The organism is Pseudonocardia kunmingensis (assembly GCF_006716445.1).
GTDB classification, from domain to species: Bacteria; Actinomycetota; Actinomycetes; order Mycobacteriales; family Pseudonocardiaceae; genus Pseudonocardia; species Pseudonocardia kunmingensis.
Genome location: NZ_VFPA01000006.1, coordinates 141,533 through 157,677, shown reverse-complemented (window position 1 = coordinate 157,677; position 16,145 = coordinate 141,533). Strand labels below are relative to the sequence as shown.

The 16,145-nt window shown below is 75.3% G+C and carries 15 protein-coding genes; 3 read left to right on the top strand and 12 right to left on the bottom strand.

Translation table 11 applies throughout. The features are described 5' to 3' along the window. Window positions 1-67: 67 nt before the first annotated feature. Entirely contained in the window at window positions 68-1,093 is a 1,026-nt protein-coding gene (locus FB558_RS37340) for an SDR family oxidoreductase (protein WP_142062499.1), read from the bottom strand. 142 nt (window positions 1,094-1,235) lie between these two features. On the opposite strand from FB558_RS37340, the gene FB558_RS37335 reads away from it, so the two are divergent. Beyond that, window positions 1,236-1,775, top strand: a complete 540-nt coding sequence (locus FB558_RS37335) for a DUF1360 domain-containing protein (RefSeq protein WP_142062496.1) — start codon at window positions 1,236-1,238, stop codon at window positions 1,773-1,775. 181 nt (window positions 1,776-1,956) lie between these two features. Here FB558_RS37335 and FB558_RS37330 read toward each other — a convergent pair whose 3' ends face one another. The 4 genes from FB558_RS37330 to FB558_RS37315 are packed head-to-tail and all read right to left on the bottom strand — an operon-like array spanning window position 1,957 to window position 6,121. Next, window positions 1,957-2,982, bottom strand: a complete 1,026-nt coding sequence (locus FB558_RS37330) for a dihydrodipicolinate synthase family protein (RefSeq protein WP_142062493.1) — start codon at window positions 2,980-2,982, stop codon at window positions 1,957-1,959. After that, window positions 2,982-4,019, bottom strand: a complete 1,038-nt coding sequence (locus FB558_RS37325) for an NAD-dependent epimerase/dehydratase family protein (protein ID WP_142062490.1) — start codon at window positions 4,017-4,019, stop codon at window positions 2,982-2,984. The genes FB558_RS37330 and FB558_RS37325 overlap by 1 nt, the downstream gene beginning before the upstream one ends. After that, the gene (locus FB558_RS37320; RefSeq protein WP_142062487.1) at window positions 4,016-5,227 is read right to left on the bottom strand and encodes an Nramp family divalent metal transporter; all 1,212 of its coding nucleotides are present in this window, start codon (window positions 5,225-5,227) and stop codon (window positions 4,016-4,018) included. The genes FB558_RS37325 and FB558_RS37320 overlap by 4 nt, the downstream gene beginning before the upstream one ends. Window positions 5,228-5,281: 54 nt before the next feature. Further along, entirely contained in the window at window positions 5,282-6,121 is an 840-nt protein-coding gene (locus FB558_RS37315) for a Gfo/Idh/MocA family oxidoreductase (RefSeq protein ID WP_142062484.1), read from the bottom strand. 55 nt (window positions 6,122-6,176) lie between these two features. Here FB558_RS37315 and FB558_RS37310 point away from each other — a divergent pair, with 55 nt between their 5' ends. Continuing rightward, window positions 6,177-7,190 (top strand): LacI family DNA-binding transcriptional regulator, encoded by a 1,014-nt coding sequence (locus tag FB558_RS37310; protein WP_170231738.1) that lies wholly within the window; start codon window positions 6,177-6,179, stop codon window positions 7,188-7,190. Window positions 7,191-7,194: 4 nt separating this feature from the next. Here FB558_RS37310 and FB558_RS37305 read toward each other — a convergent pair whose 3' ends face one another. Next, entirely contained in the window at window positions 7,195-8,661 is a 1,467-nt protein-coding gene (locus FB558_RS37305; protein ID WP_142062478.1) for an FGGY family carbohydrate kinase, read from the bottom strand. A gap of 106 nt (window positions 8,662-8,767) precedes the next feature. Here FB558_RS37305 and FB558_RS37300 point away from each other — a divergent pair, with 106 nt between their 5' ends. Then, window positions 8,768-9,517 (top strand): SDR family NAD(P)-dependent oxidoreductase, encoded by a 750-nt coding sequence (locus FB558_RS37300; RefSeq protein ID WP_142062475.1) that lies wholly within the window; start codon window positions 8,768-8,770, stop codon window positions 9,515-9,517. Between the two features lie 12 nt (window positions 9,518-9,529). Here FB558_RS37300 and FB558_RS37295 read toward each other — a convergent pair whose 3' ends face one another. The 6 genes from FB558_RS37295 to FB558_RS37270 are packed head-to-tail and all read right to left on the bottom strand — an operon-like array spanning window position 9,530 to window position 16,061. Beyond that, window positions 9,530-10,000: an RpiB/LacA/LacB family sugar-phosphate isomerase gene (locus FB558_RS37295; protein ID WP_142062472.1), complete on the bottom strand. Its 471-nt coding sequence runs from the start codon at window positions 9,998-10,000 to the stop codon at window positions 9,530-9,532. Next, complete coding sequence (locus tag FB558_RS37290) at window positions 9,997-11,961, bottom strand: DUF2264 domain-containing protein (RefSeq protein WP_142062469.1); 1,965 nt, start codon at window positions 11,959-11,961, stop codon at window positions 9,997-9,999. Before FB558_RS37290 ends, FB558_RS37295 begins: the two co-directional genes overlap by 4 nt. Next, window positions 11,958-12,968 carry a hydroxyacid dehydrogenase gene (locus tag FB558_RS37285; RefSeq protein WP_246107044.1) on the bottom strand — a complete coding sequence of 337 codons (1,011 nt, stop codon included), beginning with the start codon at window positions 12,966-12,968 and terminating at the stop codon, window positions 11,958-11,960. The genes FB558_RS37290 and FB558_RS37285 overlap by 4 nt, the downstream gene beginning before the upstream one ends. Then, complete coding sequence (locus FB558_RS37280) at window positions 12,965-13,807, bottom strand: carbohydrate ABC transporter permease (RefSeq protein ID WP_142062466.1); 843 nt, start codon at window positions 13,805-13,807, stop codon at window positions 12,965-12,967. The genes FB558_RS37285 and FB558_RS37280 overlap by 4 nt, the downstream gene beginning before the upstream one ends. Beyond that, window positions 13,804-14,748, bottom strand: coding sequence for a carbohydrate ABC transporter permease (locus tag FB558_RS37275; RefSeq protein ID WP_142062464.1), 945 nt, complete (start codon window positions 14,746-14,748; stop codon window positions 13,804-13,806). Before FB558_RS37275 ends, FB558_RS37280 begins: the two co-directional genes overlap by 4 nt. Then, window positions 14,745-16,061: an ABC transporter substrate-binding protein gene (locus FB558_RS37270; protein WP_142062461.1), complete on the bottom strand. Its 1,317-nt coding sequence runs from the start codon at window positions 16,059-16,061 to the stop codon at window positions 14,745-14,747. Before FB558_RS37270 ends, FB558_RS37275 begins: the two co-directional genes overlap by 4 nt. Window positions 16,062-16,145: the final 84 nt, after the last annotated feature.

Sequence of the window (16,145 nt, the reverse complement as noted above, 5' to 3'; positions counted from 1 at the left end):
CGGTCGGCTCCTCCCGGGTCGGCTGCACCGGGTGGTACCCGCCCCGGTGGCCCGCAACCGGGGACCACTAGTGCCGTCCCCGGCGCACAATGAGCGCAGCGGTCCCGGCGAGCGCGAGCCCGCCGCTCAGGACCGCGCCGCGGTGGCGGGTCAGCCAGGCCTGCGGGCTGTGGCCGTGCGCCTCGTCGTCGAACTCGCCGTGGGCACCGAGGTCGCCCGGTAGCGGCTCCCAGGTGTTCGCCCGCCGCGGCGGCGGGTCGTGCTGCGGATCCTGCTGGCCGGCGACGTTCGTGCGCGCCAGGTAGCGGTCCATCAGGCCGGGCGCGACGCGGTTGGCGAGGATCGTGCCCACCGTGGACGCGCCCACCCACGTCGAGCGCCGGGGCCGCGCCGCGGTCTCGGCGATGGCGCGGGCGGCCACCTCCGGCTGGTAGACCGGGGCCACCGGGCGCGGCTGGTGCTCGACACCGCGGTGGATCACCTGGTCGAACTGCGGGGTGTTGACGCCGGGCAGGTGCACCTCGCACAGCTGGATCGGCGAGCCCAGGTGCCGCAGCTCGGTGCGCAGCGACTCGGTGAACCCCCGGATGGCGTGCTTCGCCCCGCAGTAGGCCGACTGGAGCGGCAGGCCGCGGAACGCCAGCGCGGACCCGACCTGGATGATCACGCCCCGGCCGCGCGGGGTCATGTGCCGCAACGCGGCCCGGGTGCCGTTGACGAAGCCCAGGTAGGTGACCTCGGTGATGCGCCGGTACTCCTCGGCTTCCAGGTCGGCGAAGAAGGTGATGGAGCCGGTGAAGGCGTCGTTGACCCACACCGCGATCGGCCCGAGCTCCGCCTCGACGGTCGCGGCCACGGCGTCGACGGCGGCGGCGTCGGCCACGTCGGTGGGCAGGGCGAGCCCCCGGCGCCCGGCCCGCTCGACCTCGGCGACCGCCGCGTCCAGCCCGTCCTCGCCACGGGCGAGGACCGCGACGTCGTAGCCCCTGGCGGCGAACTCCCGCGCCACGGCGCGCCCGACGCCCGCCGAGCCGCCGGTGACCACCGCCACCCCGGCCCGCCCGTCGTCCCGGTCGCGACCCGTCGTCGCCATCGTCGACCTCCTCCTGATCTCCCTCACCACCCGGGTGTGCCCGCGGAACGGCACGACCACGCGGCGCGCCGGGTAGGCGCCGCTGCAGGGGGTAGCTCTCTGCGACGGATCCGACAAGGACAGCGAGATCGGAAGGACAGCGATGACGCAGTCGCACAGCGCCCTGGACAACGGGGTCGTCACGCAGACGGCGCGGGAGGAGGCGAACGCCTACCGCCAGGGCGAGGATCGGCCGCTCGGCGGGTACGTGGCCGTGATGGCGGTCTTCGCCGCGCTCGTCGCCGGCGCCGCCGGACTCGCCGTGGCCTCCGGACGCCGGCTCCCCGACGGTTTCGGGGCGTGGGACCTCCTGCTGATCACCGCAGGCACCCACAAGCTCTCGCGGACCCTCACCAAGGACGCGGTCACCAGCCCACTGCGGGCCCCCTTCGCCCGGTACTCCGGCACCGGCGGGCCCGCCGAGGTCATGGAGGAGGCGAGCAAGGCGAGCGGGCTGCGGCACGCGATCGGCGAGCTCGTGACCTGCCCGTTCTGCCTCGATCTGTGGATCGCGACCGGATTCTCGTTCGGTCACGTGTTCGCCCCGCGGGTGACGCGGCTGGTCGCGGGCACGTTCACCGCGCTCACCGGGGCCGACTTCCTGCACCTCCTGTACGCGAAGGGCCAGCAGGAAGCGGGGTGAGTGCGGCGCCGGTCCTCGATCACCAGAGGGGCCAGGGCAGGACGACGAACGACACTCTCGTCGGCTAGGTAGAGACGAAAGTGCCGTTCGTCGGCCGGGCGGCTGTCACGGGACTTGGCAAACCGGACAACACGCTCCATGTCGCCGTCCGTGCACCGAACGCACGGTCACGGCACGGCCGTCAGGCGCCGAGCCAGCGGTCGCGGTGCGCGGCGACGAACGCCTCGTCCAGCAGCCCGGGGAACCGCTTCCGGACCCCGGCGATCCGCTCCGCCTGGCCGGGGGACAGCCGCTCCTCCGGTGCCAGGCACCGCGCCGAGCCGAGCAGGCCCTGCTGGCGGAGCACCTCGTTGACCCCGGCCACGCACCCGGCGAATCCGTGGTCGACGTCGAAGACTGCGGCGTTCACCTCGACGAGGTCGGTCGCCGTCGCGAGCAGCTCGGCGGGCACCGCCCCGGCCTCGCGTGCGGCCGCCGCCCGGGCGACCAGCGCCACCGCAGCGCGGGTGCCGACGGCCCACTGGCCCAGCAGCCCGCCGGTCACCCGGATCTCGCGGTCCCGCCCGCCGACCGTGCGGCGCGCGGGCGTGACCAGGTCGTGCACGATCGCGTCGTCGTTGCCGGTGAGCACGGCGACCTCGGCCCAGCGGTCGTGCTCGAGCAGGGCCTGGACGACGTCGTTGGTGCGGTAGCGGTCGAACGGTGCGGCCTTGACGGCCACCACCGACCCGATGTCGAACAGCTCGCGCCAGAAGCCGCGGGACAGCGCGCGGCCGCCCACGCTCTCCTGCAGGTAGAAGCCGATCGTCGGCAGGACATCGCCCACCGCGCGGGCCCGCTCCAGCAGGGCCTGCTCGGTCACCTCGGACATGCCCCACGGGCACAGCAGCGCCGCGTCGTACCCGAGCGCCGCGGCCGCCTCGGCCTCGGCGACCGCGTCCGCGGTGTCCCCGCAGATCCCCGCGACGAGCAGGCGGCCCGCTCCCACCTCCGCGGCCAGCCGCCACACCTCGTTCAGCAGCCCGCGGTCGGCGTGCAGCGGGAACTGCGTGGTGTGCACTCCGACGGCGACGCCGTGCGCCCCCGCCTCGGCGTAGTAGCGGGTGAGGGCCCGTTGCGCGGCGAGGTCGACCTCCCCGTCCGCGGTCAGCGCGAGCGGGTGGGCCGGGATGACGACGCCGTCGCGCAGCCGGTCTGCCACGCCCATCAGAACCTCCCCTCCCGCTGCTGGAACTTCGTGGCCTTGCCCAGCTGGCGCCCGCCCCGGCCCACCCAGTCGGCCACCCAGTCGACGAGCCGGCGCAGGGGCACCGTCGGGTAGCCGAACCGCTCGTGGCACTCGCCCGCGTCGTTCAGGAGCGCGTCGGAGGACTCGACGCCGCGGAACTCGGGCGTGACGCCCATCCGCTCGGCGAGCAGCACCGCCAGCCGCCGCACCGGCACGGTCTCCGGGCCGGTCGCGTTGAGCACGTGCGGCGGCACGCCGGCCAGCGTCAGGCTGCGCAGGGCCCACGCGTTCACGTCGCCCTGCCACGCCACGTTGACGGCGGGCATGGTCACGTCGACGGGCTCGCCCGCGGCCAGCTTCACCGCGATGTCGGCGATCACGCCGTAGCGCAGCTCGCAGGCGTAGTTCAGGCGGAAGACCGCGGTCGGGGTGCCCCACGCGTGCGCGCCGTGGGTGAAGATCCGCTCCCGGGCGAGGCAGGACTGGGCGTACTCCCCCACCGGTGCGGGCGGGTCGCTCTCGACCGCGCCGCCCGCCGTGAGCGGCACGAGCGGGTAGACGTTGCCGGTGGAGTAGACCACTGTCGGCACGCCCCGGTAGCGAGCCGCGACGAGCGCGGGGATCGCCGCGTTGGACCACCAGGTCTGCTGCTCCTGGCCCGTCGTCCCGAACTTCATCGCCGCGAGGTGGAACACGGCGGCCGCGTCCGGGAGGCCCGCGTAGGCGCCGGGGTCGGCGAGGTCGGCCGCGACCGTCCGCACGCCCGCGTCCTCGAGCCCGGCCCGCACGGCGGCGTCGGAGAACCGGGAGACGGCGACGACGCGGGCGTCCGACCCGGCGTCGTCGAGCGCGCGCCGCGCCATCCGGGCCAGCGAGGGCCCGATCTTGCCGCCGGCGCCGAGCAGCACGACGTCGCCACCGGCGCCGTCCAGCGCCTCGGCGACGCCCGGTGCCGGGCGGGACAGGAACTCCTCGAGCGCCGGCTCGTCGGCGGGCGCACGGGTCAGGTCGTTCACAGGAGGTTCCAGACGTAGGTCAGGGCGAGCACGAGCAGGAAGCAGATGCCCGCGATCGCGAGGGCGAGTTGCGCCGGGCCGAGCCGCAGGCGGGCGCGGTCCGGGTGGCGGGCGAGGACGACGAGCGCGACGCCGATGAGCGGGACGGCGAAGATCGTCACGGCCTGGGCGGTGACGATGAGCTGGACCGGGATGCCGCCGAAGACCACGGCGACGACGCCGCCGATGACCATCACCGCCGTGATGCACAGCTTCACCCGGGAGGAGCGGAGCCCGCCGGACTCCGCGCCGAGCGCCCCGGCGATCATGTGGCCACCGATCGTGCTGTTGCCGATCAGCGAGGAGAACGCGGCGGCCCACAGCCCCACCGCGAACAGCCCCGACGCCCAGGGGCCGATCGTGGGCTCCAGGATCGCCGCCATCGTCGCCGGGGACTTCACGGCGATCCCCTCGGGGTGCAGGACCGCCGCGGCGGCCAGCATGATCACGACCGAGAGGACGCCGAGCACGACCGTGCCGAGGACGGCGTCGCGGCGGGCCTCGCGGTAGTTCTCCGCCGTCCAGCCCTTCTCCCGGACGAGCTGGATCTGGTAGAACGCGCCGACCACCGAGAACGTGGTCGCCGCGAGACCCACCACCACGGCGGCGGATCCCGTCGGCAGGCGCGGGACGAGCCCGGCCGCCACCGCCCCGAGGTCGGGCCCGCTCACCACCGCGGTCACCACGAAGACCACCAGCATCAGGCCGACGATCGCGACCATCAGGGTCTCGAGCGAGCGGTAGAACGACGGCAGCCACAGGAACCCGATGGCGAGCGCGGTGAACAGGGCGGCGAACAGCGCGACGTTCCCGCCGAACAGCACGTTCGCCGCCGCGCCCGTTCCGACCGAGTTCCCGGCCTGGAACGACGCCGTCACCAGGAACGACCCGATGCCCACCAGCACGCCGACCGGCCGGGTGAAGCGCCGGGACACCGTGGCGACCGGCCCTCGGTCGGTGGTCAGGCCGATGCGGACCGAGAGGTCCACGAAGCACAGCATGAGGATCGTCGCGAGCACCGGTACCCACACGAGCTGGTAGGCGTGCTGGGCGCCGATCGAGCTCGCGGTGGTGATGCTGCCCGGGCCGAAGACCAGCGCGGCCGTGACGAACGCGGGCCCGAGCCGCGCCCTGCGCGACGTCGTGGGCGTACTTCCGGGAGGGGCCATCAGAAAACCTTTTCTATGAGGTGCCGAGACCGTAGAGGCGCCCGTGCGGGCGCGTCAACCCGCCGCGAGGGCCGCGCGCAGCTCCTGCACCAGCCCGACGGGCGCCAGCACGTCGTCGTCCTCCCGCTCGGCCGCCCGCGTGTCGCACGCCGCGAGGAAGCCCCTGACCACGGGGAGCAGGTAGTCGCGCCCCAGGTCCAGCTCCTTCGCGACGACGCCCCGACCGGTCACGGCCGACAGGTGGAAGGGCACGGCACCGGCGTCGGTCGGCGTCACGAATGTGCAGGTCACCGGCGTGCCCGCGAGCGTTGTGGTGGCCACCACCGCGCCGTCGGTCGCCGTCACCGCCATCCGCGCCTGCACCCAACCCGCGGTGCCGAGCACCTCCACCGCGGCCTCCAGCAGGTGGACGCCGTAGAACGCGATCCCGGAGTACGGGCCGGCCGGGTCGGCGGGGCCGGTCAGGTGCAGGTGCACCAGCTCACCGGCCGCGGCGAGGTCGGCGGCCCGGCGCACGCCGTCCGGGTAGCGCAGCGCCGAGCGCGACCACACCGCTCCCCCGCCTCGCCGGGCCGCGGCGAGCAGCGCCCGCGCGTCCTCCACGCGCGTCGTGAACGGCTTGTCCACCCACACCGGGAGCCCGGCCGCGAGGAACGGCTCGGCGAGCCCGCGGTGCCCGGCGCCGTCGCGGGTCAGGACGAGGACCGCGTCGACCGCGCCCACCAGCTCAGCAGGCGAGGCGACGAGCAGCGCCGGGTCGATCCCCGGCGCGGCGTCGACGTCCACCGGGGCCACCGCGACCACCCGCGCGCCGGGGACCCGCCGCTCCTGCTCGACCAGCCGCAGCACCTCCGCGGTGTGGCTGCTCTCCGCACCGACGATCCCGATCCGCACGTCCGCTCCCCTCGATCACGCGGCCCGGCGACCGCGGGTCCCTATCCTTCTCGTCGTGGCGGTCAACCTGCGCGATGTCGCACGCCGGGCCGGCGTGTCCGTGCCCACGGCGTCACGGGTGCTGTCCGGGAGCGACTACACGGTCCGGGCCGAGCTGCGCACCCGCGTGGAGGAGGCCGCCCGCGAGCTGCACTACGTCCCCAACGCGCACGCACGCGCCCTGCTGCACGGGAGCTCGGCCACCGTGGGGGTGCTCGCGGGCGACGTCGGAGACCCGTACTTCTCCCAGATCATCGACGGCATCCAGGAGCTGGCCTCGCAGCACCGGATGCTCGTGACCATCTGCAACACCGGGCGCGACGTCGACCGGGAGCTCGAGTACCTCACGCTCCTGCACACGCACCGGACCGGCGTCGTGATCGTCGCCGGGAGCGAGCTGCGCGACGAGCGCTACCGCGACGGGCTGCAGGAACGGGTGCGCGCGTTCCTCACGACCGGGGGCCGCGTCGTCGCCGTCGGGCACCCCGACCTCGGCGTGGACCGCGTCCTCGTCGACAACGAGCGCGGCGCGCGCGAGCTGGGCGAGCACCTGACCGGGCACGGGCACCGGGAGGTCGGCGTCCTGGCCGGTGTCGCGCAGCTGGCGTCCACCGTCGACCGCGTCGCCGGGCTCCGGGCCGCGGTCGAGGCCCGAGGCGGCCGCGTCCACGTCCGGCACGGGCCGGCCACGCGCGACGGCGGCCGCGACGGCGCCCGGCACCTGCTGGCCGAACACCCCGACATCACCGCGCTGGTGGGCACCGCGGACCAGATGGCGGTCGGGGCGCTCGCGCACCTGCGCGAGCGGGCCGTCGCCGTGCCGGGCGCGGTGTCGGTGGCCGGCTTCAACGACATCCTGATCGCCCGGGACGTGACCCCGGCCCTCACCACCGTGCGGCTGCCCCTGGAGTCCATGGGCGCCGCGGCCCTGCAGCTGGCGATGGAGCCGGGCGGGGCAGGCCCCCCACGGGTGCGGCGGTTCACCCCGCGGCTCGTGGTGCGCGGCTCCACCGGACCGCGCCCGCGCTGAGCGTTCAGCAGGTGCCCTCACCGGGCTGCGCGGCGAGGGCGGTGAAGGTCGTGTGCAGCGCCTCGTGCAGCCCGCGGTGCACGGGGTGCAGGCGGGCGTGGTGGCGGGCCGCCGGGAGGTCGGGCACGACCACCTCGTCGGCCCGGATGCGCTCGGCCAGCGGCGCGACCTCGGGCGCGCCGATCGCGCGGGCCGCGGCCCGGTGCGCGCCGACGAGGCCTGCGACGTCTCCCGACACGGGCGCGACGCGCATGTCGAGGACGTCGGCGAGCACCTGGCGCCACAGCACCGATCGCGCGCCCCCGCCCGCCACGGGCAGCACCTCGTCCCGCGGGGCGCCGAGCACGTCGAGGACGGCGCGCAGCGAGTGGGCCACCCCCTCCAGCGTCGCGCGGTACAGCACGACGCCGTCGGTGCCCGGGTCCGCGCCGACCACCGCGGCGCGCGCGTGCGGGGCGCGCACCGGGGACCGCTCCCCGGCGAGGCTGGGCAGGACCAGCACGCGCGTCGGCCCGACGGCAGCGGCCGCGGACGCCGCCGCGTCGTGGTCGAGGCCGGGCAGGAAGGTGCGCAGCGCCCAGTCCGCCGCCGCACCCACGCTCAGCAGCGGCCCGATCCGCAGGGAGCGGCCGCCGGCGAGGGCCAGCACGTGCAGCGCCGGGTCCGGGTCGGAGTCGCCCGCGTCCTCGCGGTGCGCGACCCATCCGCTCGTGCCGAGGTAGGCGTAGGCGCGCGCGGAGTCACCGACCACGCCTTCCGTCGTCGTCGCCGCGTCCCCCGCCGCGGCCACCAGCAGCGTCCCTGCCGGCAGCCCGAGCTCGGCGCCCGCGTCGGCCGACAGCTCGCCGACCACGCCCTCGCCGAGCTCGGGCAGCTGCCCCGGCTCCAGCCCGGCCTGCGCGAGCGCAGGCCCCCACCAGGTGCGGGCGGCGGCGTCGAACAAGCCGGTCGTCGACGCGGTCGTGACGTCCGCGGTCGCCCGGCCACCGGCCCGGTGCAGCAGCCAGCCCGCGGGGCCGAGCGTCAGCTGCGCACCACGCACCACCCCCGGTTCGTGCGCCTCGAGCCAGCGCAGCTTCCCGACCAGCCAGGAGGCATCGGGAAGGTTGCCGCTCGCGCGGGCCCAGCCGGCACCGAGGACCTCCTCGGCCTCCCGGTGCTCGGCCACGGCCCGCAGGTCGGAGTAGAGCAGGGCGGCGCGTCGCGGGATGCCGCGGTCGCTCAGCACGACGTCCTGCATCTGCCCGGTGGCCACGAGCGCGCCGACCTCGGCGCGGCGCGGGCACGCGGCCAGTGCGCGGCGGGCGGCGTCCCACCAGTCCAGCGGCGACTGCTCGGCCCACGCCGCCTGCGGGTGCACCGTGGGGTACGCGGCGTAGCCGGTGCCGATGACCTCCCCGCCGGGTGCGCACGTCGCGGCCTTGACCCCGCTCGTACCCAGGTCCAGCGCGGCGACCAGGTCACGCGTCACGTCGAGGCTCCCGTCCCGCCGGAGTCGGCATCGATGTTGTCACCATCGGTTGGATACGCATACAGTCCCGCACCGCCGCCAGCATCCTCGCGAAGGGAACCACCTCATGACCCTCGACTTCCGGCTCGACGGGCGACGCGCCCTGATCACCGGAGCGGGCCGGGGACTGGGGGCGGCGATCGCCCACGGCCTCCAGGAGCTCGGCGCCACGGTCTACGGGACCTCGCGCGACCGGGCGAGCGCCGAGGAGATCGCGCGCCGGCACGGGACCGAGCCCGTGGTGCTCGACGTCGCCGACGTCGCGCAGGCCACCGACGCCGTCTCGCGGCTGCTGGAGTCCGTCGGCGGGATCGACCTCCTGGTCAACAACGCCGGCGTCAACGTCCCAGCGGCCGCGCTCGACATCCGGCCGGAGGACTGGGAGGCCGTCCAGGACACGAACGTCAAGGGGCTGTTCTTCGTCAGCCAGGTGGTGGCCCGCGACTGGGTCGCGCGCGGTGTGCGCGGGTCGATCGTCAACATCGGCTCGCAGGCCGGCGCGGTGGCCATCGAGGACCGGGCGACCTACGGGGCGAGCAAGGGCGCGGTCGCACAGCTGACGCGCAACCTCGCCCTCGAGTGGGCGCCGCACGGCATCCGCGTGAACAACGTGGCGCCGACGTTCGTCCGCACCGACCTGACGGCCGCGACGCTCGCCCCCGGCGCCCGCGCCGACGAGCTGCTGAGCCGGATCCCCCTGGGGCGCTTCGGCGAGCCCGACGACGTCGTCGGCGCCGTCGCGTTCCTGCTCGGGGATGCAGCCTCCATGATCACCGGCCACAGCCTGCTCGTCGACGGCGGCTACACGATCCACTGAGCGCCGGGCGCCTCAGACGCGGTCGGCGAGCTCGCGGGCCGCGTCGAGCTCCATCCGCGCCAGCTTCTCCACCCGGCGGCGGGTGTCCTCGTCGTCGTCGAACCGGGCGTCGAGGAACGCGACGAGGACCTCGCGCGCGGTCGCAGGCCCGATGAGCCACGCCCCCATCGCGATCGCGTTGGTGTCGTCGTGCTCCACGCCCTGGTGGGCGGAGTACACGTCGTGCCCGAGCCCGGCGCGGATGCCGGGGATCTTGTTGGCCGCGATGACGGCGCCGACCCCCGTGCCGCAGACCAGCACCGCCCGGTCGGCCTCACCGCGCCGGACGAGGTCGCAGGTGGCGAACGTGATGTCGGGGAAGTCGACGGGGGCGTCGTCCGGGGCGCCGCGGTCGATGATCTCGTGCCCGAGCTCGGTGAGCACGTCGACGACGTGCTGCTTCAACCCGATCCCGGCGTGGTCGTTCCCGAGCGCGATCCTCATGCGTCCAGCTTCGCACCCACGGACCAGGGGCGGGGCAGGGCCACGGGGGTCTGCGTGCCGTCCCGCCACGTGATCGTCGCCGTGCCGTACTCCGCGGTCACCGTCGGCCGGGGTGGCGGCTCGCCCGCGCGGTCCAGGGTCACCAGGGCCGCGACCACCGTGCCGGGGGCCAGGCCGGGCGGCGTGAGCAGGTACGGGATCGCCACCTCGCCCAGCGGGCTCGTGCCCCGTTCGACGTGGACGGCGGCCTCCGTGAAGCCGCACAGGCCCTGCACGGACGAGCGCAGACCGGTCACCGAGGTCGCCGTCGCCTCGGTCGCGGCGGCCGCCGTGTCGCCGGCGGGCGCGACCGGCCAACCGCCCAGGCGCAGCGGACCCCAGCTGCCCCCGGTGTGGTCGTCGATGCGCGCGAGCCGCACCTCCACGCCGTCGCGCAGCACCGACGCGACGGTCAGGCCCGGGCCGGGCACGACCGGTCCCGTCCGCCCCGAGCCGTGGTCGGCCGAGTCGTCCCCGCCGGTGTCGACCCACCGCACCGGCCCGGCCGACGCGGCCGCGAGCACTCCCCCGCCCAGGTCCCGGGCGTACAGGGTGCGGAAGCCGGTGCGGTGCGTGGCGCGTCCGGCCCCGTCGAGCAGCACGACCGCGTTGTCCACCGGGTCGGTCACGCCTGCGCCGGTCAGCGGCGGCAGGGTCGCGGTCGAGTAGCCGAGGCGGGCGTAGAGCGGGGAGTCGGCGCGCGTGTCGCCGGGGTGCGCGTGGTCGGTGCCGTGGTTGAGCACGACCGCGATGCCGTCGCGGCGGCGTGCGGAGAGCAGCCAGCCGGGCGCCTCGAGCACCCGCGCCTGGTCACCGGACTCCACGGGCAGCGGCTGCTCGGGCGCGGTCCACACCGGGTGGTCGGCGGCCAGCGCGAGTCCGAGCATCCCCTTCGCCGCCCAGTACGGCGAGCCCGGTCCGGAGTAGGCCTGCCGCATGGGCGGCCAGGCGCCGTGCCAGCCCAGCGACAGCAGCCCGTCCGGTCCGAAGGCGCCGCGGTCCGCGAAGTACCCGGCGATCCCGCTGGCCGCGCGCCGGACGAGCCCGGGGTGCTGCCCGCCCTCCCCGGTCACCGCGCCGACCCAGAACGGGGCGGCGGCGGCGAACCGGTAGACGAGGCTGCGGCCCTGGACGAGCGGGGCGCCGTCGGCCCCGACGAGCCGCACGGCGTCGTCGAGGTAGCGCGCCAGGTCGTCCGCCCACTGCCGCCGCAGCTCGGGCGGGCAGAGCGCCTCGACGTCGAACCAGTGCGCCCACAGCAGCGGGTACAGGTGCAGGGCCCACCCGGTGTAGTGGTCGAACGCGCGCTCGGCGCCGTCGGAGAGCCAGCCGCCCGGCCGCCGGAACGAGGCGTGGACCGCGAGGTCCTCCTCGACGTCGGCCCGCGACCACGGCCCGCCGACCTCGCGGAGGAAGGACTCGACGACCACCCGGAACCAGACCCAGTTGATCGGCGGGTAGTCCTGCCCCACCACCGTGGCGAGCCACGCGACCACCCGCTCGCGCACGCCGTCGTCGAGCCGGTCCCACAGCCATGGCCGGGTGAGCTGCAGGACCAGGGCGATCGAGGCCGCCTCGACCTTGGCCTGCCCGAGCTCGTCGGGCCGCGGCCACGCCTCCGGCGAGTGCGGGTCGGTGCCGGCCGCCAGCCCCCGTGCGTAGCGCTCCAGCAACCCCTCGGGATCGGCGCCCCGCTCCCCCGCCACGCGGAACCCGGCCAGCAGGAACGTGCGGGCGAAACCCTCCAGCCCGTCGGAGGCGGGCCCGTACCGGCTGGCGGGGCCCGGGAGGTCGACCCGGGCCCCGCCCGGGGAGCGGAACGGGTCGACGGCGGCCAGCATCCGGTCCGCGAGGTCCGCCCAGTGCGCCCGCGTCCAGCCGGTGTGGGGCGAGAGCGCGTGGTCCGGCGCGACGGGGGTCATGCCTGCACCGCCAGCGCGGGGCGGGTGACCGGGTCGAGCGGGGGCAGGCCGGCGACGTAGCGCTCCAGCTCGTCGAGCGCCGCGGCCGACATCCGCCGGGTCTCCGACCCGAGCGAGCCCGCGACGTGCGGGGTCAGCAGCACGTTCGGCAGGTCGTAGAGCGGCGACGCCGCGGGCAGCGGCTCCGGGTCGGTCACGTCGAGGATCGCGTGCAGCCGGCCGGCGACGCACTCGCGCTCCAGCGCCGCGGTGTCGACCAGCGCGCCCCGCGCGGTGTTGACGACCGTGGCGCCGGTGGGCAGCGCGGCCAGCTGCGCCGCCCCGATCATGTGCCGGGTCTCGGGCAGCGACGGCGCGTGCAGGCTCAGGACGTCGGCCTGCGCCAGCGCCTGCTCCATCGGGACGGGCTCGGCGCCGGCCGCACGCACGAGCGCCGGGTCCACGACCGGGTCCACGACGAGCACCCGGCCCCCGCCGACCGCCTGCAGCAGCTGGGTGACCCGCCGCCCGATCCGCGAGAACCCGACGAGCACGACCGTGCGATCGCGCCCGGACAGCTCGCCGCGCCGCTCCCGGTAGCTCCAGTCGGCGCGGTGCCGGCGCGCGTCGGCCGCGAGGAACGGCACCTTCTTGTGCGCCCACAGGACGGCGGCGAGGGTGTACTGCGCCACCGGTTCGGCGTTGGCGTCGGCGGCGGTGGTGACGAGGATCCCGCGGTCGAGCACCGCCTCGCCGACGTGCCCGCGCACGCTGCCCGCGGCGTGCAGCACGGCCCGCAGCCGCGGCGCAGCCCGCAGCACCCGGTCGTCGAGCGGCGGGCAGCCCCACGAGGTGACCAGCACCTCGACCTCCGCGAGCCGGGCGCGCACCGGCGCCGACTCCAGCTCGTCGGTCCACGCCGGTCGGCCCAGCACGGCCGACCGGCGCAGCCGCGCCAGCTCGTCCGCCCCGAACTGGAGCCGGTGGGTGTCGGCGTCCATCACCAGCAGCGCCTCGGGACCGCTCACTTCACGCTCCCGGCCGCGAGGCCCGAGCGCCACTGCCGTTGCAGCACCACGAACGCGAGCAGCAGCGGGAGCACCGCGACCAGCGACCCGACGACCACCAGCGGCGTGTACTGCGGGAACTGCACGGTACGGGTGCTCCACTGGTAGAGCCCCAGGCTCATCGGGAACAGGTCCGGGTCGGTGAGCATCACCAGCGGCAGGAAGAAGTTGTTCCAGATGCCGACGAACTGGAACAGGAACACCGTGACCAGTCCCGGGCGCATCATCGGCAGCGCGACCCGGACGAACGTGCGCAGCTCCCCCGCGCCGTCGATGCGCGCCGCCTCGAGCACCTCGTCGGGCACCGACGCCTCCGCGTAGACGCGCGCCAGGTAGACCCCGAACGGGTTGGTCAGGAGCGGGAGGAACACCGCCCAGAACGTGTCGACGATCCGCAGCTCCGACGCCAGCAGGTACAGCGGCAGCGCCAGCGCCGTGGTCGGGACCAGCACGCCCGTGAGCGTCAGGGCGAACAGCGCGCGGCGCCCGGGGAAGTCGAGCTTGGCCACGGCGTACCCGCACGCCGTGCAGATCAGGGCGCCGAGCACCGCGCCCAGCCCGGCGTACAGCAGCGAGTTGCGCACCCAGGCCATGAAGACCCCGCCGTCCTGGGTGAACAGCGTCGCGAGGTTGGTCCCGAGGTTCGGATCACCGAACTCGAACGCGCTGGTCGTCGAGAAGTCGGCCAGCGACTTCGTCGAGGACGTCACGAGCCACACCAGCGGCAGCACGCTGTAGAGCGCGGCGACCACGAGCAGGACGTGGACGGCGGCGCGGGAGGTCCACGCGGGTGCGATCATCGGGTCCTCCGGTTCGACAGGCGCATGACCAGCGCCGAGAGCAGCGCCGATGCCAGCGCGAGCAGCACGGACGCGGCGGCGGCCCGCCCGTAGTCGCCCGCGACGAACGCCGACTCGTAGACGTAGAGGCTGGGCGTCCACGTGCTGGAGATCGCCCCGGTGAACGTCTGGAGCACGAGGGGCTCGGTGAACAGCTGCAGCGAGCCGATCACGGTGAACACCAGCGCGACGAAGATCGTCGGGCGGATCAGCGGCGTCTTGATCGACACCGCCCGCCGGAGCGCGCCCGCGCCGTCGACGCGCGCGGCCTCCAGGACGTCGCGCGGCACCGCCTGCAACGCCGTGTAGAAGATGATCATGTTGTACCCGACCCACTGCCACGTCGCGATGTTGACCACGGACGCCAGCACCCCGCTCGACCCGAGCGGGTCGAACCAGAGCAGGTCGTTCAGCGGGCCGATGCCGGGGCTGTACAGGTAGGCCCAGATCAGCCCGCCGATGACGCCGGGCACCGCGTAGGGCAGGAACACCGCAAGCGACCACACCTGCCGCAGCGCGACGAGGGCCGAGTCGAGCAGCAGCGCCAGCACGAGCGCCAGCCCGAGCATGATCGGGACGTGCACGAGGGCGTACAGCGCGACGACGCCGAGGCCGTCGTGGAAGACCGGGTCCAGCGCGACGTCGAGGTAGTTGCCCAGCGCGACGAACACCTGCTGCGGCCCGTCGAAGCCCAGCCCGGACAGGCGGTCGGTGAACAGGCTGAGGTAGAGCGCGAAGCCGATCGGCACCAGCACGGTGCCCAGCAGCAGCAGCGCGAACGGCGCGGCGAGCACGAGCCCGGCCAGACCGGTCCGGCGCCCGAGTGCGCCGGCGCGGCGCGAGCCCGCGCGCGCGTCCGGCGCCGGGGACCCGGTGGGCCGGGCCGGTGCGATGACGCTCATGCGGCGCTCCCCTCGAGGACGGACAGGCCGCGCTCGCGCATGTCGGCCACGGCGGTGGCCTGCACGTGCTCGATCGCGGCGGGGATCGTGGTCGCGCCCGTCGGCACCCCGCCGAAGGCGTCCTTGACGGTCGAGAACAGGCCGAGCGCGTTCGGTCCCCACGTCCAGTCGGGCACCCGGTCCGCGGCCTCGCCCAGCACGTCGTAGACCGGGCGGCCGAGGAAGTACCCGCCCCGGTAGGCGTCGCGGGCGACCGCGCGGCTCGGGACGTAGGCCGGGAACGGTGAGGTGAAGGTGGAGCCGACCCGGGCGACCTCGGGATCGGTCGAGAGCCAGCGCAGGAACGTCAGCGCCGCATCGGGGACGTCGCTCTCGGCCGAGACGCCGAACGCGGTGCCGCCCTGGACGCCGTTCGCGGGTGGGTCGCCCCAGGTCGGCATCGTCGTCACGGCCCAGCGTCCCGTGTCCTGCGGGATGGACTTGTTGAGCGTGCCCACGCTCCACGAGGCGCCGAGCAGCCCCCACAGCCGGCCCTCGTGCATCGCGGCGATCCAGTCCTGCGTGCCGGTGCCGCCGCTGCCGACGAGGTCGGCGCCCACGAGGTCCTGCCAGTAGCGCGCGGTGCGCATCGTGCCCTCGCCCGCGACGTCGACGCGCCAGGCTCCGTCCTCGATGCGCCACCACGGGTCACCGGCCCCCCACGACATACCCGCGAAGAAGGAGCCGTCGTTGAGCGGGAAGGTCGTGATCCGCGCGGCCGGGTCCGCGGCCCGCACGGCCTCGGCCGCGCCGCGGAACTCGTCCCACGTCGCGGGGACCGGGACGCCGTGGTGCTCGAACAGGTCCTGGCGGTAGTAGAAGGCCATCGGCGCGACGTCCATCGGGACCGCCCAGGTGCGGCCGTCCGGGCGGACGCCGCGCCACGCGGCGGGCGAGTAGCCCTCGGCGAGGTCCGCGAGGTCGGTGGTGAGCTCGCGCAGCCCGCCGGTGAGCAGGATCTGGGGCAGCCCCTGGTACTCGACGTGCAGGATGTCCGGCGCGTTGTGCGCGCGGATCGCGTTGGTCTGCTGCGCGTACCCGCCGGACAGACCCGAGGCGATCACGCTCAGCTCGACGTGCACGTCGCGCTGGGTGGCGTTGAACGCCGCGACGTACTTGTCCATCCCGGTCAGCCAGGACCAGATCGTCACCCGGGTGGCGCCGGCCGGGATCGAGGCGCCGCCGCAGCCGGCGAGGAGCCCCGTCGTGGCGACGCCCGCGGCGCCCGCCAGGAACGAGCGCCGGGACAGGCCGGGCCGAGCGCGAAGCCGCATCGCTTCCTCCCCTACATCGCGGTGTGGCCCGCACTCCATCCCGTGGCACACTCCCCGGTCAACGAATCCGTTCATCTTCGTCCA